Source organism: Haloferax litoreum (assembly GCF_009674605.1).
GTDB lineage: Archaea > Halobacteriota > Halobacteria > Halobacteriales > Haloferacaceae > Haloferax > Haloferax litoreum.
On record NZ_WKJO01000001.1, the window covers coordinates 397,781 to 421,997 of the forward strand.

The window sequence follows — 24,217 nt, forward strand, 5'->3', positions numbered from 1 at the left end:
AGGCTCTTCGAGCGAAGATGGAACGGCGACGGACCGAGGGTGCCACAGATCACCGTTCTGCGGTGAGATAATGGCCTTGACAGCAGACCGACCGCTGGCTAACGACGAAATCGACGCACTTAGAGACAGACTCAGAGGTGATGTCCTGCTCCAGACTGACGAGGAATACGACGAGAGACGGTCGATCTGGAACGCAGCAATCGACAGGCGTCCAGCAGTCGTCGTTCGACCACTCGGGGCCGCCGACGTGATGGCCGCGGTCCGATTCGCCCGTGAACAGAGCCTCGAGATATCCATCCGCGGCGGGGGACACCACGTGGCTGGGCACGCTGTCACAGACGGCGGACTGATGATTGACTGCTCGGCGATGAAATCGGTCCGTGTGAACCCCGACGGAAAACGGGCGTGGGTCGAACCCGGTGCACTCCTCCACGACGTGGACGTCGAGACACAGGCGCACGGGCTCGTCCTCCCGGGCGGCTTCATTTCTCTGGTCGGAATCGGCGGTCTGACGCTGGGCGGCGGGTTCGGGTACCTGTCACGCTCACTTGGGCTGACCGTCGACAACCTCCGGTCGGTCGAGTTGGTGACCGCCGACGGGGAGTTCGTCACCGCGAGCGAGAGCGAGAACTCCGACCTGTTCTGGGCACTCCGCGGCGGCGGTGGGAACTTCGGCGTCGTGACGGCGTTCGAGTTCGGTCTTCACGAACTCGAGCCTACTGTCCTGGCGGGCCCCATCGTCTACGACTTCGCGGACGCCCCCGAAGTGATGGCTGCGGTTACCGGCGCCATTCGGGAGGGCCCGGACGAAATCGGGTGTGTCATGACGCTTCGGAAGGCACCACCCGCTCCGTTCCTCCCCGAGGAGGTTCACGGCCAGTCAGTACTCATCGTGACGGTGATGTACGGCGGTGACGTGTCCGCGGGCGAAGAGGCGCTCGCACCGATTCGTGCGATCGGTTCCCCGATTGCCGACGCCGTCGGACCGAAGCCGTACGCGGTGTTCCAAACGATGTTCGACGCGGCCGCTGGCCTCGGCGCGCGCAACTACTGGAAGACACACTACCTCGCGGAGATGAGTCCGGAAGCAATCCGCGCCATCTGCGACCGTGCCACCGACATCGCCTCGCCCGAGACGGCCATCGGGATGATGGCGCTCGGCCGTGAGATTGCCCGCCGCCCGGCCGACTCCACTCCGTACCAGCACCGCGACGCAGAGTGGTTCGTGGTCATCCAAGCCCGCTGGCGCGAAGCCGACGAGGACGGGACCCACACCGGATGGGCACGGGGACTGTTCGAGGACCTCGCGCCGCACGCGACCGGTGGTGTGTACCTCAACGCCACCAGTCTCGACGAGGACGAGACGGGCGTCCGCGACGCTTTCGGGGCGGACACGTACGAGCGTCTCGTGACGGTGAAAACTGAATGGGACCCAGAAAACGTGTTCCACCTTAATCCGAACGTGCGGCCAGAAGCCTGATGGAAATCGTGTTCATCACGTTCGAGTCGGAACTGCGTCTCGAGGAGGTCGAGGCCCGATTTCGAGCGCGGACCCGGCAGTTCCGCGACATGGGTGGACTCCTGCAGAAGTTCTACGTTCACGACGAGCAGCGTGGACGGAATGGGGGAATCTACGTCTTCGACTCCGAAGCGTCTCGCGACGCGTTGTTCGAGTCGGAGATTCACGCCAACCTCCGAGACGCACCCGATGTACACGACCTCGACATCGTGACGTTCCACGTGTTGTTCCCGCTCTACGAGTTCGGCGACGTTTCGACGCCCACAGACACTCAGCCGTAGCCACGATGTGTCGACAGCGCAGTTTCGTCCGACCGTCAGTTACTGGGTGCTTTTCGATAGCGTTTCCGTGAACTCACTTACTGCTGTGTCGCTTCGGGAGACTGGTCCGAGTCGGTACCGAGGCGAATCGGTTCGGCCGCGACCCCTTGTTCGCGGTACCACTCGACCGTCTCTTCGATAGCCGTTTCGAGTGGCGTCGCCGTCACCGCATCGCCGAACGCGTCTCTGAACTTCGAGTCGTCAACGATGAACGGCGCTTCGAACGAGTACCGCTGTTCGCTGAGTTCCTTCAGCGGCGAACTCACGTAACTACCGAGCGTCAACACGAGTCCCGAGGCGGCGACGATGTGTGGGAATCCCGGGTCGGCCCCCGCGGCGTCGTAGACGAAGTCGACGAAGCGGCGGGTCGAAACAGTCTCCGGGTTCGGCACGTGCCACGCCTCGCCGAGTGCTTCGTCACGCTCGCCGAGGAGGACCAGCGCACGTGCGAAGTCCGGGACGTAGGTGTACGTGTGGGGGTATTTCGGGGTCCCGAAGACCATCGCACGCTTGCCAGCGACGGCGGCACCGAACACCTGTTCGCCGACGGCAGACTCGCGGACTCGCGGGCCGAAGAAGTCGCTCGCCCGGCCGATGGTCGCCTCGATTCGCCCCTCGTCGTGGGCGTCGAGGACCATCCGGGCGCACGCCGCGCGCGTTCGTCCCTTCGGGCCTGTGGCCGCGTACGGCAGGTCTTCGGTGAGTCGGGCGTCTACCTCGCCGTACATGTAGAGGTTCTCCGCGACGACCAACCGTGCGTCGGCGGCCTCCACACCTTCGACGATGCCACGAGTCAGGTCGGGGAACAGTTCCGGCCACGAGTCGTAGGGAGGTTGCGCGCACTGGTAGACCACGTCCGCGTCGGCGAACGCTTCGGCCGCAACGGTCGGGTCTGAGACGTCGACTCTGCGGTGTTCGACGCCCTCGGGGAGCGTGTGTTTCACGTGTCGTGTGACGACGACGACGTCCTCGTCGCGTTCACGGAGGTGTTCTGCGACTGCCAGTCCGACTGGACCCGCCCCGACAACGAGGTGTTTTGTCATGCTACTCACTACGCGAAGTAGCGACAAAGCCGTGTCTAGGGTTCCGTCTGGCCGAGACGACTCGTAGGGTTTATCCATACTGCCGAGGTAGTTCGCGGTACTATGGCCGACAAGAAGGCACGATCTGTTGGAAGTGCCGGGCGCTTCGGTGCACGGTACGGCCGTGTCGCCCGCCGCCGCGTCAAGGAAATCGAAGCAGAGATGCGCAATGCGAAAGTCGACGGCGACGACGTCACCCGCGTCGGAACCGGAATCTGGAAGAACGAGAAGACTGGCGAAGTCTTCACCGGCGGTACCTACCGTCCCCAGACCCCGGCAGGTAAGCAGGTTCGTCGTTCCATCCGCGCTGCACTGACTGGCGATTCCGAATAACCTCGAGTTAGCCTCGATTCCTCACATCTTACAATGAGCTACAAGTGTTCCCGGTGCAAGCGCGACGTCGAACTGGACGAGTTCGGTGGCGTTCGTTGCCCGTACTGTGGGCACCGCGTCCTGCTGAAGGAGCGGTCCCCCAACGTGAAAGAAGTCAACGTCGAGTAACGTGCGCTCAGCGCACAGCGCTTCTCTCGAGTTCGACTACCCCGACGAGCGGCGCGCACACGTCGTCGAGCGGAGCGTCGCCGTCGAAGTCGGCGAGATAGACGACGCCCGGTCGAGCGCGCGTGTCCACCGCGAGGGGCGGACTGTCGTCGTCACCGTCGACGCCGGAGACGTCGTGGCACTCCGCGCCGGCGTGAACACGTGGATTCGCCTCGTCGAGACCGCAGAGGCCGTCGCAGCGGCGAGCGAGAGTCGTTCACAATCTGCGTAGGAGACCGCGGGTGTTTTAGGGCCGGCGTCCCGTCCGTTCGGGTATGCAGGGAAGTCTGCCGCCGGAAGCCCAAGAGAAGCTCGAAGAACTGCAGAACCTTCAGGAGACCGCGCAGAACGTCTCCGAGCAGAAGCAGTCTTCCGAGACGGCGCTCAACGAAGCCAAGACGGCCCTCGAGACGCTCGAGGACGTCGACGCTGACTCCACGATGTACCGCGAAGTCGGAGAACTCCTCATCGAGACGGACTACGAAGCGGCGCAGGAAGACCTCGAAGAGAAGGTCGAGAGCCTCGAAGTCCGCGTCGAGCAGCTGACGAAGCAGGAGTCGCGTGTCCAAGAGAAGTTCGAGAGTCTGCAGGAAGAACTCCAGCAGATGCTCCAAGGCGGCGGTGCCGGCCCGATGGGCCCCGGCGGCGCATAAATGCCAGAGCCGACGGACGAAGAAGTGGTCCAGACCGCCGCGGAAGCGGCCGAGGGCCTCATCTTCGCCCGGTTCAAGCAGTCGCGCGTCACTGACTTCGACGTCACTGTGACGTTCGAAGACGGCGTACTCGACGTGGACGTGTACATCAACGCGCCCGACGACGCCGAAAACGCCGAGGCGGTCGCCGACGAGGCGGCCCGAACGGCACAGGAAGCCGTGGACGAACTGTTCGCGGCCGCTGACGACGAGTAGGGTTGTTTTCGCGGGAACCCCCCGCACTCGCTTCACACCGTGAGCGGTGCATTGGTCGTCACCGACGCCACGGCAGGTGGCCAGTCGTCTCTCTGCGTGACGCGTTGCCACCAAACTGTGCAATCATCATATCGTTTCGGCACGCCACTACGGAAACCGAAACCAGCACGGGGCCAAACTGTACAATCGCCCGGTACAATTATCACGATATATGGTGTATGTTACCTCATGTCAATAAGACGTACCCCGAGAGGGACGACTGCGTTGGACCGACTGCGAGAACGCTACACCGACGTCGAGCGAGTCTGTTCGAAGTGCGGACACGTCGATACAGACGGTGGGTGGTCGGCAAAGACAACCGGTTCGACCGTCCTCTATCGACACATCTGTCCGAGTTGTGGTGCCATCGAGACGCGAACGCTCTCGCTGAAGTAAGTGCGGCGGGGCGTTTTCTCGTCGTCCGAGTTCACTCGGTGAGTGGCGACGGTGTCGGAGAAAGCGGGAGACGCAGGGTGGGCAAGGCGCCTTACGCGAGGAAGAACACGAGTAAACTGACCGCCATCGACGCGAGGATAACCGCCAGTGCCAGCGCCCCACCCATCGAGACGACGGCGTTCGCGTGACTCGCGAGCGTCTCGGTCCGGTCGTTGCCGAAGATGGTCACTTCGGCACGCTGGGTGGCCATCCCCGCAGTGACGGGTTCTTGGTCTGCAACTGCCGTCTCGACGAGGTCCGTAATCGTCGCGAGCAGTTCGTCGTGGTCGATGGCCGCCCCGACCTGATTCTCGGCTTCGACGGTGTTGACGATGTGCGTGTCCGTCGTCATCACTTCCGCGACGTCCGCCAGCGCATTCGGGCCGTTCGTCAGGTCGTCGACGATGTAGTCGCGCAGGCCGGGTTCCATGTTGTTCCCGTCGATGAGGACGTACGCGGTCACCTGACCGTTTACCTCGGTCACCGCCACGCGGATTCCCAGCGGGCCGATACCCTCTCGCGGCACCCACTCGGTCTGTTCCCACGCAGTCCCGAGTGTGAGTGCTCCGCGAGACGACGCGCCGAGGTGCTCGCCCGCGAGACCCGCGGCCGATATCATGTCGAACGAGCGTTTGCTACCGGGGGTGACGTGGCCGAGGTCCGGGCCTTGCAGTCCGTTGTTACAGTTGTGAGCGTCCACGAGGAGGACGTTTTCGAGGCCCGTCGTTCTCGCCTCGGCGGCGGCCGAGAGGCCGACGGCGTACTCCACGTCGTCCGCGAACATAGGTGCGTACGTGGAGACGAGTACGGCATCGTCGCCGAAGCTTTGGCCGAGCATCTTGGCATCGCCGGATTCGACACGGACGCTCTCGGTTGCTTCGCCCGTGTACTCGATGTCCTCGTAGGCGGCGTCGGCGGCGTCGAGGACGACGTCGACTTCGCGCTCGGTCACGAGGTTGAAGTCGTGGCCGGCGGTTGCGTGCGGCGGGAACGCGAGGCCTTCGGCACGTCGGGCGACCCGTTCGGGGAAGTTGCCGCCGCCGATTTCGCCCATCGGGCCGGGGTGAATCATCGGCAGGACGAATCGGGCTTTCTCGGTGCCGTCGTCTCGGCGGAACGAGAGGACGGTCACGGGGACGATTGCCTCTTGGCCGAGTTGCTCGAAGAAGTCCTCCAGTTCGCGAGTCCCCTCGGCGACGTGGCCGATGAACCCGCGGATGAAGTCGAGGACCGACACGCCGAGGCTCCGACGCCACGGTCGGTCGACGATGCGGAGGAAGGCGTAGACGCCCAGCGAGTAGATGACGCAGGTAATCGCCAACAGTTGGAAGTGAGTGAGCGCGATTGCCGAGAGTTCGGGCGGCGCTCTGTCGGGGCGGGCGAGGTAGGGCAACAGGTACGCGTCGAGGATGGGACCACCCACCTCGAAGAATCGGAGCGTCCCGCTGTAGACGAACAGTAACGCCGCGGCCGTGAGCGTCTGGATGCTCGCTGGAACCGCCGCAATCAGCAACGACGACCGGGAGACGGCCATGATGATGAGCAGGCGGAACGCGAAGACCGACGCGAGGGAGACCACGAGCGCGTCGAAGACGAACCGCTGGCCGAGTCCGGTGAACACCGAGACGATGGCGGCGACGGTGACGAACGTCACGATGATGACTTCGCCCGCCAGTGCGAGGAGTGACGAGCGATTGTGCGTCAGTTTCCCGCCGACGAATCGGTCGACGCCGGTCGTCCCGAACGCCGCGACGACAGTGGGGATACCGATGAAGAAGATGCCTTCCCAGGCGTCCCTGCCGAGGAAGAAGATACCCCGCCACGAGCTTTCGAGGTCACCGGAGTCGAACGCCGCGATTCCGGCCATCGCGGCGACGAGCAAGGCGAACCCCAGACTCGTGTACCAGTTGGGCGCGCGGAAGATGAACCGCGACAACCCAGCGAGGTCGCTCTGCGTGGAGGTCATTTTCGGAACAGACAGAGTGGAGTGGGGTAAATCTCTCGTATTATTTCGACCGAAAAAGGATATGAGAGAGGAGATGGGCGTTCGGGGCCACGAGTTTGGCCTCGACCGGCCGAACGTCTCGTTCGCGAGTGGGCGGAGTTACGCTTCGCAGATGGCGATGAAGTTCTCGAAGACTTCCTCACCCTCGTCGGTGTGGGCCACCTCGGGGTGCCACTGGACGCCGTAGAGGTCACGTTCGGTGTCGCTCATCGCCTCGATGGTACACACGTCGCTCGTGGCGGTGTGGGTGAAGCCCTCTGGGACTTCCTTCACTTCGTCGGCGTGACTCGCCCAGACGCGCGTCTCGGGGGCGAGCGAACCGATTAGTGGGTCGTCTTCGTCGAGAATCTCCACGTCCACGTCCGCGTAGCCACCGTAGTCGCCGGACCCGACGCGGCCACCGAGTTCCTCGGCGAGAATCTGCATGCCGAGACAAATGCCGAGGACCGGAACGTCGAGTTCGAGGTAGTCGGCACAGCGGCCGATTCGGTCCATGTCGGGACCACCGGAGAGGACGATACCGTCCGCGTCGATGTCTGCGGGGTCCGTGTCGTTGTCGACGAGTTCGGTGTCGACGCCGAGGTCACGGAGTGCGCGCCGTTCGAGGTGGGTAAACTGCCCGTGGTTGTCGATGACGACGATGCGGGTCATGAGCGGGATTGGACTACCGTGCCTAAAAGTGGTTCGAAGAGTGGTCGAGATGCGCGTATCCGTGCATCATATTGGCATATCGACCGGGAAAACCCCGGGTGGCGTTCGGGGAAGACGCTATCCGTCGCCGAACCGGTCTCGTGCCGACTGAAAGCCCATCTCTTCTAGCTCTTTCGTCCGCCGCGCTTCACGTGCAGCGATGGCTTCCGGGTCGGGCGAAGCGTCGTCGTCGGTGCGGGCGAACGACTTGTGGACTTTCGTGTGACACCATCGGCACAGTGCGACGGTAATCTCGTGAGAGGGCTTGTCGCCGGTGCGACTCCCGTACGAGAGGTGATGTTCTTCGAGTAGGGGGCGTGCCGTCGAGTCGTGTGCCATACGGACCTCTTCGAGGCCACAGCGAGTGCACTCGCGGCCGCTGGTGGTCGAAGCGTAGTGCGGGCAGTCGCGGAAGTCGCAGTCCTCGTCTGCGGCGACGCACTCGTAACCGACTCGTGCGCGTTCGCGGGCGAACGCCGGGTCTCTATCGGCGTACTCGCGGGCGAGACGGCAGTGCCCGTCGCTGGTGAGGTGGTCACACCGGCCGGCGTGGTCGTAGGGGTCGTCGACACCCACGGGCGTGCCTGTCGGCGTCTGTTCCATGCACCGGGGTCAGACCGGCGCGTGTGTAAACGTTGCTCTCGACTGTCAGACGGTCTGCGGTCGGGTCAGGAGAACCCTCCCGAAACCCTGAATGTCGATTCGTCGATGGTTTCATCATCTACTCTGTCATAACGCAGGATAGTGAGGCTCGTACACCGACAGAACGGCGACCACACGACGCTCGCCTCGAACGTCGAAACCGCCGATTCGTTCCTCTCGAAGGCCCGTGGACTGATGTTCCGCGGGTCCGTCCCCGAAGATTACGCACTCGTCTTCCGATTCGACGACGCCGACAGACACAGTCTCCACATGATGTTCGTTCCGTTCGACATCGACGCGCTGTTTCTCATCGGCGACGAAGTCAAGCAGAAGAAACGCCTGTCTGCGTGGACCGGCATCGGATTCGGAATGGCCGACACCATCATCGAACTCCCCGCCGGTGCGGCCGAAGACGTCGAACCGGGTGACCTCGTCGAACTCGCGGAGTGAGATAGACACAGTTGCGCACGCGACTGCCAGACGTAGCGTCCACGACTGCTGTTGTGCAGGAGTACGGGACGTGACGGCCATCTCCGACGTGACACCAATTTCTGTCGGAACCATCTCTTTTATACATTCTTCGACAAATGTGTTCAATTACTATGTCGGAAGATACCACACCGACGGAGGATAGAGTAAGTCGTCGCGAGACGGCTGGCTGTGAAATTCGACGGTTCTAACCTACAAGGACACGATTCTACCGTGAACGAACGATTCGGGAAGACCCCCGAGCTACGCACTTCTGATTCGGTACAGCTGTTAGATACGACGCTTCGCGACGGCGAGCAAGCGCCCGGTGTCTCGTTGACGCCGGACGAGAAGGCAGACATCGCGCGCGCACTCGACCGAGCACAGGTCGATTACATCGAGGCGGGAAGCGCCTGCACCGGCCCCGGCGAGCGCGAGACCATCAAGCGCGTCACGTCACTCGGCCTCGACGCGACGGTGACGAGTTTCGCCCGTGGCGTGCAAGGCGACATCGACCTTGCGCTCGACTGCGACGTGGGCGGCATCACGCTCGTGGTTCCGGCGAGCGAACGCCACATCGAGTCGAAGGTCGGGACGACCCGCGAGGGCGTCGTCCAGACGACCGACGAACTCGTCGCGTACGCCAAAGACCACGGCCTCTGGGTCGAAGTCATCGGCGAAGACGGGTCTCGGGCGTCCCCCGGGTTCCTCGAAGAACTGGCACGCACGTCTCACGACGCCGGTGCCGACCGATTCTGTTTCGCCGACACGGTCGGTCACACCAGTCCCGAGCACACGTACGACGTGGTCTCGCGTCTCGCTGAGTACGGGCCGACGTCGACGCACACCCACGACGACCTGGGACTCGCGATGGCGAACGTCCACGCCAGTCTGGCCGCAGGTGCGGACCTCGTCCACACGACGGTCAACGGCATCGGTGAACGCGCCGGCAACGTCGCCCTCGAAGAAGTTGCAATCGCGCTTGCCCACTGCTACGACGTCGAGAGCGTCAAACTCGACGAGCTCTACGCACTGGCACAGAAGGTGGCCCACGCGACTGGTGTCGCACTCCCGCCAAACAAGGCCGTCGTCGGGCAGAACGCGTTCACCCACGAGAGCGGCATCCACACGGACGGCACGCTCAAAGACGACGCGATGTACGAACCGTACCCGCCAGAGACGGTGGGGCGCGAACGACGACTCGTCCTCGGAAAACACGCCGGGCGCGCCGGCGTGAAGGCGGCACTCGACGAACACGGTGTCGACGCCACCGACGAGGAAGTCGCCGCCGTCGTCAGTCGAGTCAAGGAACTCGGCGACCGCGGAAAACGCGTCACCGACGCCGACCTACTCGCGTTCGCTGAAGACGTGCAGGGACGTGAACGCGACCGACAGGTCGAACTCCTCGACCTCACGGCCGCATCCGGCGGTGGCACGCCGACTGCCAGCGTCAGGCTCCGGGTCGACGGCGACGAACGCGTCGCATCCGGCACCGGGTCCGGTCCGGTCGACGCTGCGGTGAAAGCCGTCAGAAAAGCACTCGGCCCAGACGCCGACGCCCAACTCGACGATTACCACGTCGACGCCATCACCGGCGGCACCGACGCCGTCGTGACCGTCGAAGTGACCATGTCGCTCGGCGACCGGAGCGTCTCCGTCGCCGCGTCGGACGCCGACATCACGCGAGCGAGTGTGCAGGCGATGGTCGATGCACTCGACCGACTCCTCGAAACGACCGAGACGACGCCAGAACCCGCATCCGCGGACGACTAACTGGCGACGCGTCTTCTTCGCGACGCGCCACCGACCGCGTTCAGCGCGTTTCTTTGGCGACGAGGTAGGTCCACCCACCTCGGCGCTCGAACCCGATTGCGTCCTCGCCGAGTGTCGACTCCGCGTAGTCGGCGACTCGACCGGTTCGAACCGTCGTGACGTCTATTCGGCGCGTCCCGCCGTCTTCGCTCGTGTTCGTGTCTGCCGCGTTCGCGCTCATACCACCACTAACGATTGGCGGTGACATGTATCGAATCCTAGTAGAGTGAAAGTGAAACCGACAGACAGCACCGAGTCGTGTCACTCGGTGTCGTATCGGAGCCAGACGAGGCCATCGTCGAGTAACTCGACCGCTTTTCGGTGAAGTTCGACACCCTCCTCGGCGAGTGTCGGGCCGGGTTCAGGACCACGCAGGAAGGGCCGTGCAGACTCGCCACCGACGAGTCGCGGGTGGACGAGGACGCTCACCTCGTTCACGAGGCCGGCACGGAGGAGGACGCCGGAGAGTGTCCCACCGCTATCGACGAGGACTGTCTCGATGCCGTGCGTCGATTCGAGTGAAGTCAAGGCGGCAGAGAGGTCGACTCGGTCGTCACCCGCTTCGATAGCCTCGATACCGACTCGTTCGAGGTACGTGCGGTACTCGTCGGGCGTGGACGCGGAGACGAGCGCGATGCCGCGACTCCAGAACGGACTTTCGAGGAGACCACGCCAGTTGCGGATTTGGCCGCGACTGTCGGGGACGACGAGCAGTGGACAGTCCTCGTCTTGGACCTCGAACGGCGCGAGCGATGCTGGGTCGTCGGCGGGTGGTGCCTCTTCGTCGGCGAGGAGTGTCTCACTGCCGACGAGGTGAACGTCGGCGTTCCACGTCGCGGCGAGTTCGTAGAACGTCCCGATGTCCGCGGGGAAACCTTCGATTCGGCCGTCGAGACTGACGGCGCTGTGGACGACGACGTGGGCCATGTGGGAGATACGTCGCGTACGGACAAATCGATATGTGAAGCGATGCAGACACCGGGCCGTACAAGGTTCCCGAGCCACGACAGGTCAATGTGACAGACGCCGCCTTCGTCGTCGATATCAAACCCTCGGCCCGCCGGACCAACGGCGCAGTGGGGACACTCGTTAATCGGCGCGGCGCGCGACACGTCTTCAGTTCCCGCGACGACGCCGAGATGTGGGCCAGTGGCCTGTCGAGTCGTGGGAGCGTCGCCGTCTGGATTCGCAGTGCCGACCCGCGCGACGAGAGCGACGTGGACGCGTATCTGGTCGGCAGGCGTGCGCGCGAGTCGGTGCTTGCGGGCGCGTACGACAAGCGACGGCGGCGGTTACGTGGAGGAGACGACGGCGAGCAAGTGGCGTTCGAGACGTTCGACGGCGAGAGTTAGTCGCTGGCCGAAGAGTGATTCGCTGTCGACGACGAGAACGTGAGCACTGCGCCGCCGAGCACGATTGCGAGGACGAGGCCCAGTACGCCCGCCGCCCGGTACGCTTCGGCGACGAGAATGAGGAACAAGAGGGCCAAGACTGCGTCGAGTTTCTTCGTGAGCGTGGGGTCCATAGTCGTCGTTTCTGGAGAATATGTGACAACTCTTTCGGCGACGTGCGTGTGTGCACTCGCAGGGTACGTCGTAAGTGGCGTCGACAGAGTGGAGTGGACACGTCACTGCGGGGTACTGTCCCCGGTTTCGTTCATAAAGCTTTGCACTGGAGATGTCAGATTATGGCGCTGCTGAAAGACCATCAGAGCAAGACAGGAATAGCGTGCTGAATAGAGGGGGTGAGTTCAGCAAATAAGAAGTCGAAAGTCCGGCAGCTTATCGGCTGAGGAAGTAATTTCCAATCCCTGCGACCACACCGTAGAGTAACAGAACTCCGATGAGAACCCCCAATAATCGCACCGAGAGCATTATCACGAAATCTATGAAAATCTCTCCAATAATCAGCCACCATTCTTTGATTGGCCTTCAGAATCCCCCAATCTATCCCAACAACCCATCTCACAGAGACGACTGTACCCACAAGGACGCCCCAAGAAGCTAGTGCAAGTCCAGCAGGATTAGAGGGTGTTGTCTAACAAGGAGATAATCGCTCCCACTATCGCCCAGCCAAGGATACAAACGATAACCCATGGGGAATTGTATCTCGCCTCTTGAACGAGAATTCCGCACAAGCCATCAGTAGACGTGTATCCTCACTCATCATTTTGAGAAAAGCTGGTCAAGGACTTTGACAGTGCCCAAATCCCTGTCAAGACACGAACCAGATGCGCTCCCGTGATAAACCGGCTGAAGAGGAAAAGCGCCGAGGGTCAGTAACCAACGTGAGCACGTAAGCTTGTCAGTGGACTTTGCATCTATCTCTCAGAGGGAGTAGGCACTGAAGTCGCCATGTAGATTCAACGTCCCTGACGTCAGCGCACACTGACAGGGTGCGCCTCCACCCGGAGACTTCTGCTCCGAATGGAGTGTCTTCATGAGTTTACGAGCGATGTTCTTGCTCGCATTATAATCTGCGTTCGATTGGTACCCGCACTTCCGACACACAAATGCGTGCTTCGACGGACGGTTCGATTTGTGCGTGAACCCACACTTCGAACACCGTTGGCTCGTGTACGCTGGGTCCACCTGCTCAACCGCAATCCCCAACATCTCGGCCTTGTATTCGACGTACTCGAACAATCGCCTGAACGCCCAAGCGTGAAATTTCTTTGTACCAGCCATCCGAGTGCGAATATCTGTCAGGTTCTCAAACGCAATGTGTGTACAACCGTGACCACGAGCTTCGGAAACAATTTCGCAAGACACGCGATGTAGTTCGTCTTTCATCCATCGACGCTCACGGTACTTCATCGACTGAATCGAAAGGTGTGCAGACCGCGTCCCCGTCCGTTGCATCGACCCGCGGGTCGTCTCAAACTCACGACGACGATGATTCATTTTGTTGGCATTCCCGATGAACGAACCCGTTGAGGTTACGGCAAGTGTGCCGTCTACATTTACATCGACACCAAGGACTGTTCTGTGCTTGCTATCGGAGGTTTTCATAGGTAGCTCACGAACGGGGCGACGCATTCGTGCGTGGAGGTAGAACGATTCTGTTGATTGGTCGTACTGCAGTGTGGACATACGGAACTCGAAGTCCTCGTTTAGCAGGTACTCGCCAATCGGAGTCCCATCCGGGTCGTCAGGAAGAACATAATTACACTCAACGCGACCATTCACCGTTGAGAGCGAAACATGGTCACGGTAGAACGTCGCACTTCGCTTGTCGTAGACGACGCTCCACGCGTCGAAGTGTGGTTGACTTGTGTTCTCACCTTTCTTGAGTCGGGCGACACCACTTTTGCTGGCCTCGATAGCACGGCGAATCCCTTTCTGTACGAGGTTCGCGGTCAACTCTGTCTCACTACGAAGTTGCTCGTAGAGGGCTTTCTCGGCTTTCTGTTTTGAGGTCACACAGTAGTCGTTTGGGTACCTCCATGCCCACTCTGCGGTAGTGTTTGCACAGTGGAGGAACTGATTTTTGGTCTGATGGAGGTCGTCGCACCGCTCGTCAGGTACGTCAAGTTTGACTATTACAGTGCGAATTATGTGCTCCACTACGGCCTTCTGGCCCCGTCTTAGCTTATAAATGTGAGCACAGTCGAGGAATATCGACTTCAAGCAATGAAGCTCAACACTACAGGTCAACGACTGGGTTTTGAGAGAATGTGAGCGCCGAGGGTGAGATTTGAACTCACGTGTCCGAATGGACAGTAGATTTCGAATCTACCGCCTTGGCCGGGCTAGGCTACCTCGGCTTCCATTGCTTCATATCTCGCGGATAGTTTAATCCGTTTCGATTTCGAGAAGCTTCGAGTGCCGTGACCACACGACGAAACCGCGGCGACCACCGAGACTAAGTTCCGCGCAGACGGGGACGTAGCATGGACATCGACCAGGCGAGCGAAACGTGTTCGCAGGTTCTCGACGCCATCTCCGGGGCCGTCATCGCCGAACGGTCGTTCCTCGAAACCGTTCTCACGGGCGTCCTCGCCCGTGGCCACGTCCTCCTCGAAGACGTTCCGGGGACGGGAAAGACCCTCACCGCCCGGAGTGTGGCGACCGCACTCGGCCTCTCGTTTTCGCGCGTGCAGTTTACGCCGGACCTCCTCCCGGCCGACGTGACCGGGACGAACATCTACGACGAACGCGACCGGTCCTTCGAGTTCTCACCCGGACCCATCTTCGCGAACGTCGTCCTCGCCGACGAAATCAACCGCGCACCACCGAAGACGCAGGCGGCCCTCCTCGAAGCGATGGAGGAAGGACAGGTGACCGTCGACGGCGAGACGCACCAACTCCCGAAACCGTTCTTCGTCATCGCCACGCAGAACCCCGTCGAACAGGAGGGGACGTTCACGCTCCCAGAAGCACAGGTGGACCGCTTCGTCGTGAAGTCGGCTATCGGTTACCCTGACCTCGACGGTGAAATCGAACTCCTCCGCCGACGCGCAGGCCGTGAGGAACAAAGCCCGAGCATCGAACGCGTCCTCGACCGGGAGTCCGTGGTCGCTATCCGCCGGGCGCCCGAGCAGGTTCGCGTCGACGACGACCTGTTGGGCTACATGGCCGAACTCACCCGCGAGACACGGACCGACCGGCGCGTCCGCGTCGGCGTCTCACCCCGTGGGACGCAACGGCTGTTCGAAGCCTCGCGTGCCCGTGCCGTCATCGAAGGACGGGCGTACGTCACGCCCGACGACGTGAAGCGCGTCGCACAGTCCGTCCTCGCACATCGCCTCGTCCTCACGCCGGACGCTCGCGTCGAAGACGTGCAGAAGGCAGACGTGGTTGCTGAGGTTCTCGACCGAGTGACGGTGCCGACGATAGACTGAGCGCGTCGCTGAGGGAGTGGGAACTCGGTCGGGAGGTCAGCGTCTGACGGCGGCCACGAGTGCGATGACACCGACGAGGAGCAACACGACGGCCGCAACAGGTTGTCCGCCCGACGCAACCGACCCGAGTACGTAGACGATAGCGACGCCGACGGTGAGAACGAGCAGCGTCGTCGCCGCATGGACGACTTCGAGGCGGGTTGTGTCCGTCTCTCGGCCGAGGTGTCCCCCCACAGAGAGGGCGTTCTCTGCGGTGTCCCACGCGAGAATCGACGCGACACCCCCGAGGAGGAGTGCTTCGAGGCCCGAACCGGAGACACCCGCAGCGAGGAGTGCGAGGAAGAACACGCTCCCTGCTGTGTCGAGGAACCGGCGAGACCCACGCGTCAATCCAGCCGCGAGGAGGACAGTCCCGACGAGACCAGCGAGGGCCGCGACCGTCGTCGTGAACGCGAGCGCAAGCGTGGCGAGTCCGGCGGCCGAGAGCGCAATTGCCGTTCCAGTCCTTGTCGGCAGGCGGGTGATTTCGCTCACTGGGACCACCCGGACCTCATCGTGACCACCCTGATTGACTCATTGTACCCACCCCGATTCTGCCCGCGCGAGCGCCACCGCGAGCGGTTCTGCACCCCAGTCGACGACGCGGATACCGGCACGTCGCAAGTCGCGGAGACGCAAGTCGCGTTCGAGGCGGGCGAGACGAGCGCCGACAGTCCCCGTCGTCGTCGGGTCGGGCGAGACGACGGTGACCGCGTGTCCGTACGCTTCCAGTCGTCGGGCGACGGAGACGGCGTAGTCGTCGGTGAGCGGCGTACAGAAGATGACCTGCGCGTCACTGGAGAGACGTCGGCGCAATCGTCGGACTGCGATAGAGGGGAAGAACGCCTCGTCGGGCGGTGTCGGTGCGAATGCGGGATGGGTCGCAAAGAGTCGGCGGGCGCGGGCGCGGTGGTCGACTCCCGACGACGGGGCGAGCCAACACTCTCTCGGGCCGAACGCCGCCACACCGACTCGGTCACCGCTGTCGAGGAGCGCCGAGAAGGCGATGCTCGCCGCATCGACACTTCGTTCGACCGCTGTCTCGGCGTCTGCATCGGGGGCGACGTGTGCTTCCGACCGCGTGTCGACGACGAGGACGACTGCCGCGGCGCGTTCCTCACGGAACTGGACCGTCGCGAGTTCGCCCGTTCGAGCGCGGCGGTTCCAGTCGATTCGTCGAATCGGGTCGCCGTGTCGGTACTCACGGATGGACGCGAACTCCAAGCCCGACCCCGGGACGTCGGTTTCGACGCGACCCGCGTACTTCGACGTGAGGCCGCGAAGCGGAAGGTCGGCCGTCGCCGCCAACTCGGGTTCACAGCGCATCGTCGTCTCCGCGAGTACCGTCTCGCGGCGTTCGACGGCACCGCTCGGGTCGCGCGCGACGACGACCGTTTCGTCCCACGTGTGCTCGCCGCGAATCGCCGTGACGGTGTACGTTGCCGTCGCAGTCGCGCCGGGACGGAGTGCCGTTCCGAGACGAGCAGGTCCATCCACGACGGCCAGGGCCGGCGGGACGCCATCGACGATTCGGAGGTCGAAGAGCGTCCGAGTCCCTTCGTTGGTGACGCTGAGCGTGACTTCGACTTCCTCGTCCGGGTCGGGCGTCGAGTCGGAGAGTTCACGCTCGACGTCGAGCGTGACCGCTGGAATCGAAGCGATGCGGACGTATCCGAGGAGGACGACGCCGAGTCCGGCGAGCAAGAGCGGTGCGGGTTCACGCGTGAGGACACCCGCCGCCGCGGCGACGAGGACGAGGCCTTCGAGGCCACTCCAGCGCTCGGTGTCGAATCCGCGAGTCATCGGCGTGCTCCGATTCTATCGCCGTCACCTTCAGAGGACCGCGCGATGTCGCGTCCGGCAGTTTCTCTTCTCGAATCGCGCCCGATATCCTCTATCGCAGCAATCGTCCGTTCGACTCGGGCGACCAACCGCGACTGGCCCGACAGGAGGAGTCGAAGTCGATAGCTGAACGGAACGGGGACGTCCGCTCCCAAGAATCGGGCAGCGACCACGTCGTCGGTCCACCCTCCCGTGTCGACGAGTGCCGATGCACCCTCTGGGGTTCGGCCGTCACGGAGGACGAGTGCGCGCACCGCTCGCTGTTCGAGTCTGTCGGTGAGTCGGTCACGAGCACCCCACCGGCCCTGACGCGTCGTGGCCGCCAGGAGTTCGCTGTCGAAGTCAGTACCGGGGACGGGGACTTCGACGCGAACTTCGGGGTCGCCCGTCGTCGTCGTCCGGATTTGTGTCCCACGCCGACGTTGGATGTACCGCAATCCTTGAATCGTCGCCAGCGCGGCGACCACTCCGAGAAACACGTCTGTGAGTTCGATACCAAGTGAGATGCCGGCGACGATAGCGAGGCCCCCAACAGTGGCGACGACGCCGACGAGAAGCGCGAGAGACCGTCTCTTCGTCACGGTTCGTCCTCCTGTCTCGAATCTCTCTCGTGTCTCGAATCTCGCGTTGGTCCAGACCCGTCGGTGGGTGCATAGGTCGATTCGATGCGACGAAGCGCGTCGATTGCACGTTGCTCGCGCGCCGTCGTCGCATCGGCCCCGCCGTACCGAACTTCCTCGAAGAGCGTCGTCAGTTGCGTCACGTCCTCCCGCGCCATGCCCGCTTCGACGGCGACCGCGGCGAACTCCGCCGGCGTCGAAGACTGTCGGTTGGGTACGTTGAGGTGGTCGGTCATCTCCGCCCACGCGCGGAACACTTCGTTTTCGACGCCGCTCTCACCGGATTCGATCCGCTCGGCAGCAGCACCGGCGGCCCTCCCGACGGCCGCGACGTTCGGGACTTCGTCGGGTGTCGCGTCCGCTTCGTCGTCGCCTTCGTCTGGTGAGTCACCCGTCCCTGTCACGAGCATGAAGAGGGCAACGGCGAGGGCGACGACGAGCAAGAGAGTGAACACTGCCGTCGGGGGCGAGATGTTCTGGGCTCCGCCCGCACTCTCGCCGAGTTGCCCACCGCCACCGGGGGCGAACAGCGAGATGTTCCCTGCGGCGGCAGCGGCCTGTCTCGAAAACGAGAACTCCTGACTGCACGCGGTCAGAAACCCGAACAGGAGAACGACGGGTGGCCCCAACGCGAAGACGATTGCGACTGGGGGAAGGAGCGAACGAGTCTCCCAGTAGGCGTACCCACCGAGAAGGAGAAAGACGGCGGCGACGAGGGCGAGCACCCACGGTGAGAGAAGCCACGGAAGACACGGAGTCGGGATACTGATTCCTTCGCTATCGCCCGAAAGTGGTTGGAATCCCGTGTCCTGTGACTCACCAACGCCACCACCGCCGTCGTTGCCAGCACCGAATCCCGAGGGACCACCGTCTGTTACGACAGTCGAGTCGATGGTTGCCGCGGCGACGGCGAGGGCGACGACGGCGAGGAGGGCGAGTGCGAGCGCACCGTACGCAGAGCGGTCCACGATACACAGTAACAGTATGCGAGGTAAAGATATTTCGAGGACTGCGCCGCCGGAGTGGGTAGATTCCACAGAGATGCGAGGTGAACAGACTCAGGTCGGTCGGGTGACGTACGTCTCCCGTGACGACGAGAACGACGGCCACTCGAACCTCTCTGTTCCGCGTTCCTCTCTTCTCGAGGCAGTCCACTGCGCCGATAGTCGCTGTACTTCTGACAGAGACAGACCACCAATACAAGTGAACACGGTTTCTCCCGCGTGGTCAGGTACCGTCACTGCATGCCGACACACCACTGCTGCAAGTGAATGATGACGGCCGAGCGACGGCAGAGACTCGACCCAGAGACACCACCGTTTCATGTGAACCAGAGTGAGCGTCCGAGTGGTCGAAGTCGAAGAGACCACACGTACAAGTGAATGGACGGGAGTGGGCTCGGCTTCGTGGACCCACCACAATTGCAGGTGAATTGCCACCGAGAGTCCCAGCAGGTGCTAAATTCACGAGTTTGCCGTCACGTGTGAGAGCGGTCCGACCTCGTTTTCGTGTCAACGATTTAGTTGAAACTGTGCTCTGTTACTCTTCTAGAGTGTGTCGTGTGTCGTTATTCACTTGTAACAGTGGTGTGTGTCTGTGTCGTGAGTGTCGGGAACAGCAGAGTGAGATATCGTCTGTATTCAGCACGTCGTCGATATCGTTCGTGGATGACTTCGACGACTCGGCGTCTGGTCGACTCACTCTGTGGCGACAAGGAACGGACACACGAGCGTGTGCGTTCAAATGAATCAGATGAAATCGGGGTTTTAAATAGGGGGACGCGACAACGACCCGACGCTAATGCGCCGGTTCGAACGAAAACAAAACGTCTTCGTCAACAAGGACGCTCTCGGTGAGTCCTACAAACCCGAGCGCATCGAAGAACGCGACGACGAGATTTCGGAGTACATGGACGCCCTCCAACCCGTCGTCGACGGGTGGGAACCGAACAACATCTTCCTCTACGGGAACACCGGTGTCGGAAAGACAGCAGTGACCGAGTTCCTCCTCGAGATGCTCCTCGAAGACGTCTCACAGTACGACGACGTAGATTTGAGTGTCATCTCCATCAACTGCAAGACGCTCAACTCCTCGTATCAGGTCGCAGTCGAACTCGTCAACGAACTCCGACCGTCGGGCGCGGAGATAAGTTCGACCGGCTATCCCCAACAGACCGTCTTCAAGAAACTCTTTCAGGAGTTAGACGACGTTGGTGGGACCATCCTCATCGTCCTCGACGAAGTCGACTCTATCGGTGACCGCGACGAATTGCTCTACGAACTCCCTCGCGCGCGCTCGAACGGCAAACTCGAAGACGCGAAAGTCGGCCTCATCGGCATCTCGAACGACTTCAAGTTCCACGACCAACTCGACCCGCGCGTGCAGGATACCCTCTGCGAGCGTGAACTGCACTTCCCGCCATATCAGGCCCCGGAACTCCAGAACATCCTCGAATCACGCGCCGAGGTAGCCATCGCCGCAGACTCGTGTGAAGAAGGAGTTCTCAACCTCTGTGCCGCACTCGCCGCCCGCGACAGCGGAAGCGCGCGGCAGGCCCTCGACTTGCTCAGACTGGCGGGTGAACACGCGGAGAACAAAGACGACGACCGAATCACGCTCGACCACGTCGACATCGCCCGGCAAAAACTCGAACAGGAACGCGTCGTCGAAGGGATGCGCGAACTCACCGAGAACGGTCACTTCGCACTCCTCGCAGTCGTCTCGAAAGCGGCGCACGACGAGACGCCCTGCCGAATGCGTGACCTCTACCAAGAGTACCTCCGCCTGTGCAACTCCGCCGGCATCGACCCACTCGCCCAGCGGTCGGTCCACAACCACCTCTCTGACCTCAGGATGCTCGGCATCCTCTCGGCCGAAGAGAACCGAACCGGGTCGCGGGGGAACTACTACAGTTACGCCCTCGACGTTCCCTTCTCCAGCGCGATGGAAGCGCTCTCGGACGTGTTGTCGCTCGACTCGGTGTTAGACGAGATTCGAAAGACGGCGCGGCAGGCGGAAGCAGTCTAAGCAGTCTACCTCCACTCACGTCGACGTAGTCTCACTTCTCGGCCGGGCGATTGTGTTCGAACAGTTGCCACAGTAAGACCACACTGGCAATCGAGAACGCGACGAACAGGACGAACGAACCAGTCCCAACGTCACCACTGAAAACAGCCTCTGCCTGACTGACCGCCCCGACGAGTGTGAGGACGAAGAGAACAACCACACCACGACGGTTCACCCCGACAGGTCTGTCCATACGACATTATGTGCGCGAAGGTACATGAAATTGCACCGTTCAGCGAGGTGACGACGGTTCTGCGGCGGGCTTAGACGCCCTTGGCCAGTCGCGCAAACACGAACTCGCTACTCGTTCCGAGTGGGTCGTTCGCCATCCGCGTCTCCAACCGGTCGAACCCCGCTTCTCGAAGTTGCTGGAGCGTCTGTGCCCGCCCGGGCGACGAGAAGAACATCTCTCCACCCATCCATCCACGACGAACGGTTTCGAACCGACCGCCGGGAAGTGTCATCAGCACGCACCCATCGGGTTTCAAGACCCGTGCGAACTCGCGGTAGACGGCCGAGTGCGACTCCCGGGGCACGTGGAACACGGCGTGGTAGGCAGTGAGACCGTCGACCGAGTCGTTACGGAGTGGTATCTGAAGCATGTCGGCCATGACCAACTGCGCGTCGGGGACTGTGGTCGTGGCCAAGTCGAGTCCGCGTCGAGAGAAGTCGAGGCCGATGCTTCCGGCAGGGAGGTTTGCGAGCGTCCGTGCACCGTCTCCGCATCCAACGTCGAGGACGACTGGGTCGTCTGGGAGGTCGGCGACGAACTCCGAGAGGAGAGCGGCGTCGGACCCGGTGGGGTCTCTGTTTCGGGCGTACGCATCGGAGACGGCATCCCACGCGTGTCGCACGGCGTTTCGGTCCATGTCCTCTGGTAGGGAGGGAGACGAGATAACCGTCTGTCAGTCTCGCCAGTTCCGGTGGTCTCGACCGTCGAAAAAGAAGGTGAGCGCTCGCCCAATCAGAAGACCGACCCGAAGACGACCGACCCGACGAGCATCGTCCCGACCATGACGCCGAGTCCGAACCCGAGAATACGAGTCATCGCGCGACGGGCGTCTGGCTCGGTCCACCCCGTTCGTGTGTCGAGGTGGTCCTGCATGGCCTCGATGCCCCGGCCGAGTGCGACCGCACCCGACCAGCCGAGGAGGCCGAATCCGAAGACGAGGGACCCGAGGGCGAACGTCGTGTCGACGGCGGCGGTCACGTCACCAAAGAGAGCAGACCCGACCAGCGCGACGACTGCGACTCCCACGCCGACGGCGAGTGCCGTTCCGACGAGGTGAAGCCGAACGGTAGCCCGTTCGGTAAGCGGCGGGCGTTCGTCCGGCGGGTACTCGGGTGCTGTAGACATCGTGTGAAGAAACGCCGTGAGGAGACGTTAGTCGACCGCTTCGCGCATCCGTGGGTCCAGTGCGTCGCGCATCCCGTCACCGAGGAGGTTGAACCCCAGCACGGTGAGTGCGAGGAAGAATCCGGGGAAGAACGACCACCACCAGACTCCGGTGAGGAGGCCTTGGCTCACACCGTTCGAGAGCATCAGCCCCCACGAGGGCGTCCCGGCCTCGGCACCGAACCCGAGGAACGAGAGTGCCGCGAGGTCGATGATAGCGAGACCGAAGTTGAGCGTACTCTGCACCGTGATGGGTGCGAGACAGTTCGGCAGGACGTGTCGAGCGAGCACACGCGGGTCGGCCGCCCCGAGGGCGACTGTCGCGTCGATGTACTCGTTTTCGAGGACGGTCAACGCCGCTCCGCGGACGACGCGGGCGAACCGCGGCGTGTAGACCAAGGTGAGTGCCGCAACCGCGCGCCACAGACCAAGGTCGTCGGGGAAGATAGCGACGAGTGCGAGCGCCAACAGGAGCGATGGGAACGCGAGCAGTACGTCCATTGTCCGCATGATGACGTTGTCGGTCACGTCGCTGTAGTACGCCGCGATGATGCCGAGTGAGACGCCGAGCGTCGTCGACGCCGCGACGGTCACCGTCCCGAAGAGCATCGCGTACCACGCACCGTAGGCGACGCGCGGCACGAGGTCACGCGCCTGCCCGTCGGTCCCGAAGGGGAATTCGAGACTCGGTGCGGCACGGTTCGGGTTCGTCCCCAGTTGCGACTGGGTGATGACGTCGAGGTCGACGAACAATCTGGCGTAGATTGCGATGAGCACCATCGCGACGATGATGGCAATCCCGGCCAGCGCCAGGCGGTTCGAGAGCAGTCGGGAGACGAACGGTGACGCTGTGAAGCGGTCGATGAGACTGCGCTGGTTGGCGTCCACCGTCGTCTTTGTCGTGGTTTTCGTGTCAGTGCTCATTGTTCGATGCGTGGGTCGAGGATGGAGTAGGTGATGTCGACGCCGAGGTTAACCAGCGTGAACAGGAACGCGAACGTCAGGACGGTTCCCTGCACGATGGGGTAGTCGCCGACCTTGATGGCCTCGACCAGGAGCGTCCCGATGCCGCCGATAGCGAACACCGTCTCCGTCAGCACTGCGCCGCCGAGCAGGCCACCGAACTGGATGCCGATGACCGTGATGACGGGAATCATTGCGTTGCGGAAGCCGTGTTTCAGGACCGTAATCTTCGCGCCTTGGCCCTTCGCCCGTGCGGTCCGCATGTAGTCCTGGCGAATGACCTCCAGCATCGACGAGCGCATCATCCGCGAGATGAGCGCCATCGAGTAGATGCCGATGACCGTCGCCGGGAGAATCATGTGCCGCGCAGCAGAGACGAACATCTCCCACTCGCCCGCCAGCAACGTGTCGACGGTGACGAGACCCGTCACGCGAATCGCTTCGACGTTGTAGAGGACCGAAATCCGGCCGCTCGTCGGGAGCCATCCGAGCACCTGCGCGAACAGCAGGATGAGGAGCGGGCCGCTCCAGAAGATGGGCACGCTGATACCGGCGAGTGCGCCGATACGGGTCGTGTGGTCCGTGAAACTGTCTTGCTTGACGGCGCTCAAAATCCCGAGCGGGATGCCGAGCGAGATGCCGATGAGTTGCCCGTAGATGGCGAGTTCCAGCGTGACAGGCAGTTTGTTCGTGAGAACTTCACTGACCGGCGTGTTCCGCTGGATGATGAAGGACTCGCCGAACTCGAATTGTGCCGCGTCGAAGAGGAACCGGCCGTACTGGACCCATATCGGGTCGTTCAGTCCGAGACTCTCTCTGACCTGCTGGACGAACTCCTCGCTGGCCCGCTCGCCGGCGATGGTCAGTGCCGGGTCGCCCGGCGAGAGGTGCAGAATGGCGAAGACGAGCGACGCCACTCCCACCAACACCGGGACGAGCAACAGCAGCCGCTTGAGTACGAATCGTGTCGAAATCATGTATGGAAAGA

The 24,217-nt window shown here is 62.5% G+C and carries 30 protein-coding genes and 1 tRNA gene; 13 read left to right on the forward strand and 18 right to left on the reverse strand.

Annotated features, from left to right (window positions below; genetic code table 11):
- Positions 1-70 precede the first annotated feature (70 nt).
- Both GJR96_RS02060 and GJR96_RS02065 read left to right on the forward strand, forming a co-directional pair.
- Positions 71-1,480, forward strand: coding sequence for an FAD-binding oxidoreductase (locus GJR96_RS02060; protein WP_151161414.1), 1,410 nt, complete (start codon positions 71-73; stop codon positions 1,478-1,480).
- Positions 1,480-1,800: a YdhR family protein gene (locus tag GJR96_RS02065; protein WP_151161415.1), complete on the forward strand. Its 321-nt coding sequence runs from the start codon at positions 1,480-1,482 to the stop codon at positions 1,798-1,800. The genes GJR96_RS02060 and GJR96_RS02065 overlap by 1 nt, the downstream gene beginning before the upstream one ends.
- 77 nt (positions 1,801-1,877) lie before the next feature.
- Here the strand turns inward: GJR96_RS02065 and GJR96_RS02070 are convergent, their stop codons facing one another.
- Entirely contained in the window at positions 1,878-2,882 is a 1,005-nt protein-coding gene (locus GJR96_RS02070; RefSeq protein WP_151161416.1) for an NAD-dependent epimerase/dehydratase family protein, read from the reverse strand.
- A 102-nt stretch (positions 2,883-2,984) separates the two neighbouring features.
- Between GJR96_RS02070 and GJR96_RS02075 the strand changes: the two genes are divergently transcribed.
- The 6 genes from GJR96_RS02075 to GJR96_RS02100 all read left to right on the forward strand — a co-directional run bounded on the left by GJR96_RS02075 (position 2,985) and on the right by GJR96_RS02100 (position 4,804).
- The gene (locus tag GJR96_RS02075) at positions 2,985-3,254 is read left to right on the forward strand and encodes a 50S ribosomal protein L37ae (RefSeq protein ID WP_151161417.1); all 270 of its coding nucleotides are present in this window, start codon (positions 2,985-2,987) and stop codon (positions 3,252-3,254) included.
- Between the two features lie 33 nt (positions 3,255-3,287).
- Entirely contained in the window at positions 3,288-3,422 is a 135-nt protein-coding gene (locus GJR96_RS02080; protein WP_058572543.1) for a DNA-directed RNA polymerase subunit P, read from the forward strand.
- A 1-nt stretch (position 3,423) separates the two neighbouring features.
- Positions 3,424-3,693 carry a KEOPS complex subunit Pcc1 gene (locus GJR96_RS02085; protein ID WP_151161418.1) on the forward strand — a complete coding sequence of 90 codons (270 nt, stop codon included), beginning with the start codon at positions 3,424-3,426 and terminating at the stop codon, positions 3,691-3,693.
- Between the two features lie 43 nt (positions 3,694-3,736).
- Positions 3,737-4,114: a prefoldin subunit beta gene (locus GJR96_RS02090; RefSeq protein WP_151161419.1), complete on the forward strand. Its 378-nt coding sequence runs from the start codon at positions 3,737-3,739 to the stop codon at positions 4,112-4,114.
- Positions 4,115-4,369 (forward strand): DUF3194 domain-containing protein, encoded by a 255-nt coding sequence (locus tag GJR96_RS02095; RefSeq protein WP_058572540.1) that lies wholly within the window; start codon positions 4,115-4,117, stop codon positions 4,367-4,369. It abuts the gene before it with no gap.
- 228 nt (positions 4,370-4,597) lie between these two features.
- Positions 4,598-4,804, forward strand: coding sequence for an HVO_0649 family zinc finger protein (locus GJR96_RS02100; RefSeq protein WP_151161420.1), 207 nt, complete (start codon positions 4,598-4,600; stop codon positions 4,802-4,804).
- A gap of 91 nt (positions 4,805-4,895) precedes the next feature.
- Here the strand turns inward: GJR96_RS02100 and GJR96_RS02105 are convergent, their stop codons facing one another.
- The 3 genes from GJR96_RS02105 to GJR96_RS02115 form a co-directional block, all read right to left on the reverse strand.
- Positions 4,896-6,809, reverse strand: a complete 1,914-nt coding sequence (locus GJR96_RS02105; RefSeq protein WP_151161421.1) for a DUF2070 family protein — start codon at positions 6,807-6,809, stop codon at positions 4,896-4,898.
- A gap of 138 nt (positions 6,810-6,947) precedes the next feature.
- Positions 6,948-7,499, reverse strand: coding sequence for a GMP synthase subunit A (locus tag GJR96_RS02110; RefSeq protein WP_151161422.1), 552 nt, complete (start codon positions 7,497-7,499; stop codon positions 6,948-6,950).
- A gap of 117 nt (positions 7,500-7,616) precedes the next feature.
- Positions 7,617-8,141 carry a DUF7097 family protein gene (locus GJR96_RS02115; RefSeq protein WP_151161423.1) on the reverse strand — a complete coding sequence of 175 codons (525 nt, stop codon included), beginning with the start codon at positions 8,139-8,141 and terminating at the stop codon, positions 7,617-7,619.
- A gap of 141 nt (positions 8,142-8,282) precedes the next feature.
- Between GJR96_RS02115 and GJR96_RS02120 the strand changes: the two genes are divergently transcribed.
- Both GJR96_RS02120 and GJR96_RS02125 read left to right on the forward strand, forming a co-directional pair.
- Positions 8,283-8,630, forward strand: coding sequence for a DUF192 domain-containing protein (locus tag GJR96_RS02120; protein ID WP_151161424.1), 348 nt, complete (start codon positions 8,283-8,285; stop codon positions 8,628-8,630).
- A gap of 252 nt (positions 8,631-8,882) precedes the next feature.
- Complete coding sequence (locus tag GJR96_RS02125) at positions 8,883-10,421, forward strand: (R)-citramalate synthase (protein ID WP_151161425.1); 1,539 nt, start codon at positions 8,883-8,885, stop codon at positions 10,419-10,421.
- Between the two features lie 40 nt (positions 10,422-10,461).
- Here the strand turns inward: GJR96_RS02125 and GJR96_RS02130 are convergent, their stop codons facing one another.
- Positions 10,462-10,641, reverse strand: a complete 180-nt coding sequence (locus GJR96_RS02130; protein ID WP_151161426.1) for a hypothetical protein — start codon at positions 10,639-10,641, stop codon at positions 10,462-10,464.
- 80 nt (positions 10,642-10,721) lie between these two features.
- Positions 10,722-11,387: a dihydrofolate reductase family protein gene (locus GJR96_RS02135; protein ID WP_151161427.1), complete on the reverse strand. Its 666-nt coding sequence runs from the start codon at positions 11,385-11,387 to the stop codon at positions 10,722-10,724.
- An 89-nt stretch (positions 11,388-11,476) separates the two neighbouring features.
- Here GJR96_RS02135 and GJR96_RS02140 point away from each other — a divergent pair, with 89 nt between their 5' ends.
- On the forward strand, positions 11,477-11,812 hold the full coding sequence (locus GJR96_RS02140; protein WP_151161428.1) for a hypothetical protein: 336 nt from the start codon (positions 11,477-11,479) through the stop codon (positions 11,810-11,812).
- Here GJR96_RS02140 and GJR96_RS02145 read toward each other — a convergent pair.
- The 3 genes from GJR96_RS02145 to GJR96_RS02155 all read right to left on the reverse strand — a co-directional run bounded on the left by GJR96_RS02145 (position 11,809) and on the right by GJR96_RS02155 (position 14,226).
- Positions 11,809-11,985, reverse strand: a complete 177-nt coding sequence (locus GJR96_RS02145; protein ID WP_154326160.1) for a hypothetical protein — start codon at positions 11,983-11,985, stop codon at positions 11,809-11,811. The two genes, GJR96_RS02140 and GJR96_RS02145, sit on opposite strands and share 4 nt — an antisense overlap.
- An 802-nt stretch (positions 11,986-12,787) precedes the next feature.
- A complete protein-coding gene (locus GJR96_RS02150; protein WP_151161429.1) occupies positions 12,788-14,026 on the reverse strand; it encodes an RNA-guided endonuclease InsQ/TnpB family protein in 1,239 nt (412 codons plus the stop codon).
- A gap of 115 nt (positions 14,027-14,141) precedes the next feature.
- A tRNA-Ser gene (locus GJR96_RS02155) sits at positions 14,142-14,226 on the reverse strand.
- A 126-nt stretch (positions 14,227-14,352) separates the two neighbouring features.
- On the opposite strand from GJR96_RS02155, the gene GJR96_RS02160 reads away from it, so the two are divergent.
- Positions 14,353-15,303, forward strand: coding sequence for an AAA family ATPase (locus GJR96_RS02160; protein WP_151161430.1), 951 nt, complete (start codon positions 14,353-14,355; stop codon positions 15,301-15,303).
- Positions 15,304-15,339: 36 nt separating this feature from the next.
- Here GJR96_RS02160 and GJR96_RS02165 read toward each other — a convergent pair whose 3' ends face one another.
- The 4 genes from GJR96_RS02165 to GJR96_RS02180 are packed head-to-tail and all read right to left on the reverse strand — an operon-like array spanning position 15,340 to position 18,772.
- A complete protein-coding gene (locus GJR96_RS02165) occupies positions 15,340-15,846 on the reverse strand; it encodes a DUF7519 family protein (RefSeq protein WP_151161431.1) in 507 nt (168 codons plus the stop codon).
- A 30-nt stretch (positions 15,847-15,876) separates the two neighbouring features.
- Complete coding sequence (locus tag GJR96_RS02170; protein WP_151161432.1) at positions 15,877-17,145, reverse strand: DUF58 domain-containing protein; 1,269 nt, start codon at positions 17,143-17,145, stop codon at positions 15,877-15,879.
- The gene (locus GJR96_RS02175; protein WP_151161433.1) at positions 17,142-17,765 is read right to left on the reverse strand and encodes a DUF7269 family protein; all 624 of its coding nucleotides are present in this window, start codon (positions 17,763-17,765) and stop codon (positions 17,142-17,144) included. The genes GJR96_RS02170 and GJR96_RS02175 overlap by 4 nt, the downstream gene beginning before the upstream one ends.
- The gene (locus GJR96_RS02180) at positions 17,762-18,772 is read right to left on the reverse strand and encodes a DUF4129 domain-containing protein (RefSeq protein WP_151161434.1); all 1,011 of its coding nucleotides are present in this window, start codon (positions 18,770-18,772) and stop codon (positions 17,762-17,764) included. The genes GJR96_RS02175 and GJR96_RS02180 overlap by 4 nt, the downstream gene beginning before the upstream one ends.
- 832 nt (positions 18,773-19,604) lie before the next feature.
- Here GJR96_RS02180 and GJR96_RS02185 point away from each other — a divergent pair.
- Positions 19,605-20,831: an orc1/cdc6 family replication initiation protein gene (locus GJR96_RS02185; protein WP_151161435.1), complete on the forward strand. Its 1,227-nt coding sequence runs from the start codon at positions 19,605-19,607 to the stop codon at positions 20,829-20,831.
- Between the two features lie 31 nt (positions 20,832-20,862).
- Here GJR96_RS02185 and GJR96_RS02190 read toward each other — a convergent pair whose 3' ends face one another.
- The 5 genes from GJR96_RS02190 to GJR96_RS02210 all read right to left on the reverse strand — a co-directional run bounded on the left by GJR96_RS02190 (position 20,863) and on the right by GJR96_RS02210 (position 24,206).
- A complete protein-coding gene (locus tag GJR96_RS02190) occupies positions 20,863-21,063 on the reverse strand; it encodes a hypothetical protein (protein ID WP_151161436.1) in 201 nt (66 codons plus the stop codon).
- 70 nt (positions 21,064-21,133) lie between these two features.
- Positions 21,134-21,739 (reverse strand): class I SAM-dependent methyltransferase, encoded by a 606-nt coding sequence (locus GJR96_RS02195; protein WP_151161437.1) that lies wholly within the window; start codon positions 21,737-21,739, stop codon positions 21,134-21,136.
- A 95-nt stretch (positions 21,740-21,834) separates the two neighbouring features.
- Positions 21,835-22,227, reverse strand: coding sequence for a DUF7268 family protein (locus tag GJR96_RS02200; protein ID WP_151161438.1), 393 nt, complete (start codon positions 22,225-22,227; stop codon positions 21,835-21,837).
- 27 nt (positions 22,228-22,254) lie between these two features.
- Complete coding sequence (locus GJR96_RS02205) at positions 22,255-23,190, reverse strand: ABC transporter permease (protein ID WP_151161439.1); 936 nt, start codon at positions 23,188-23,190, stop codon at positions 22,255-22,257.
- Complete coding sequence (locus GJR96_RS02210; protein WP_151161440.1) at positions 23,187-24,206, reverse strand: ABC transporter permease; 1,020 nt, start codon at positions 24,204-24,206, stop codon at positions 23,187-23,189. Before GJR96_RS02210 ends, GJR96_RS02205 begins: the two co-directional genes overlap by 4 nt.
- Positions 24,207-24,217: the final 11 nt, after the last annotated feature.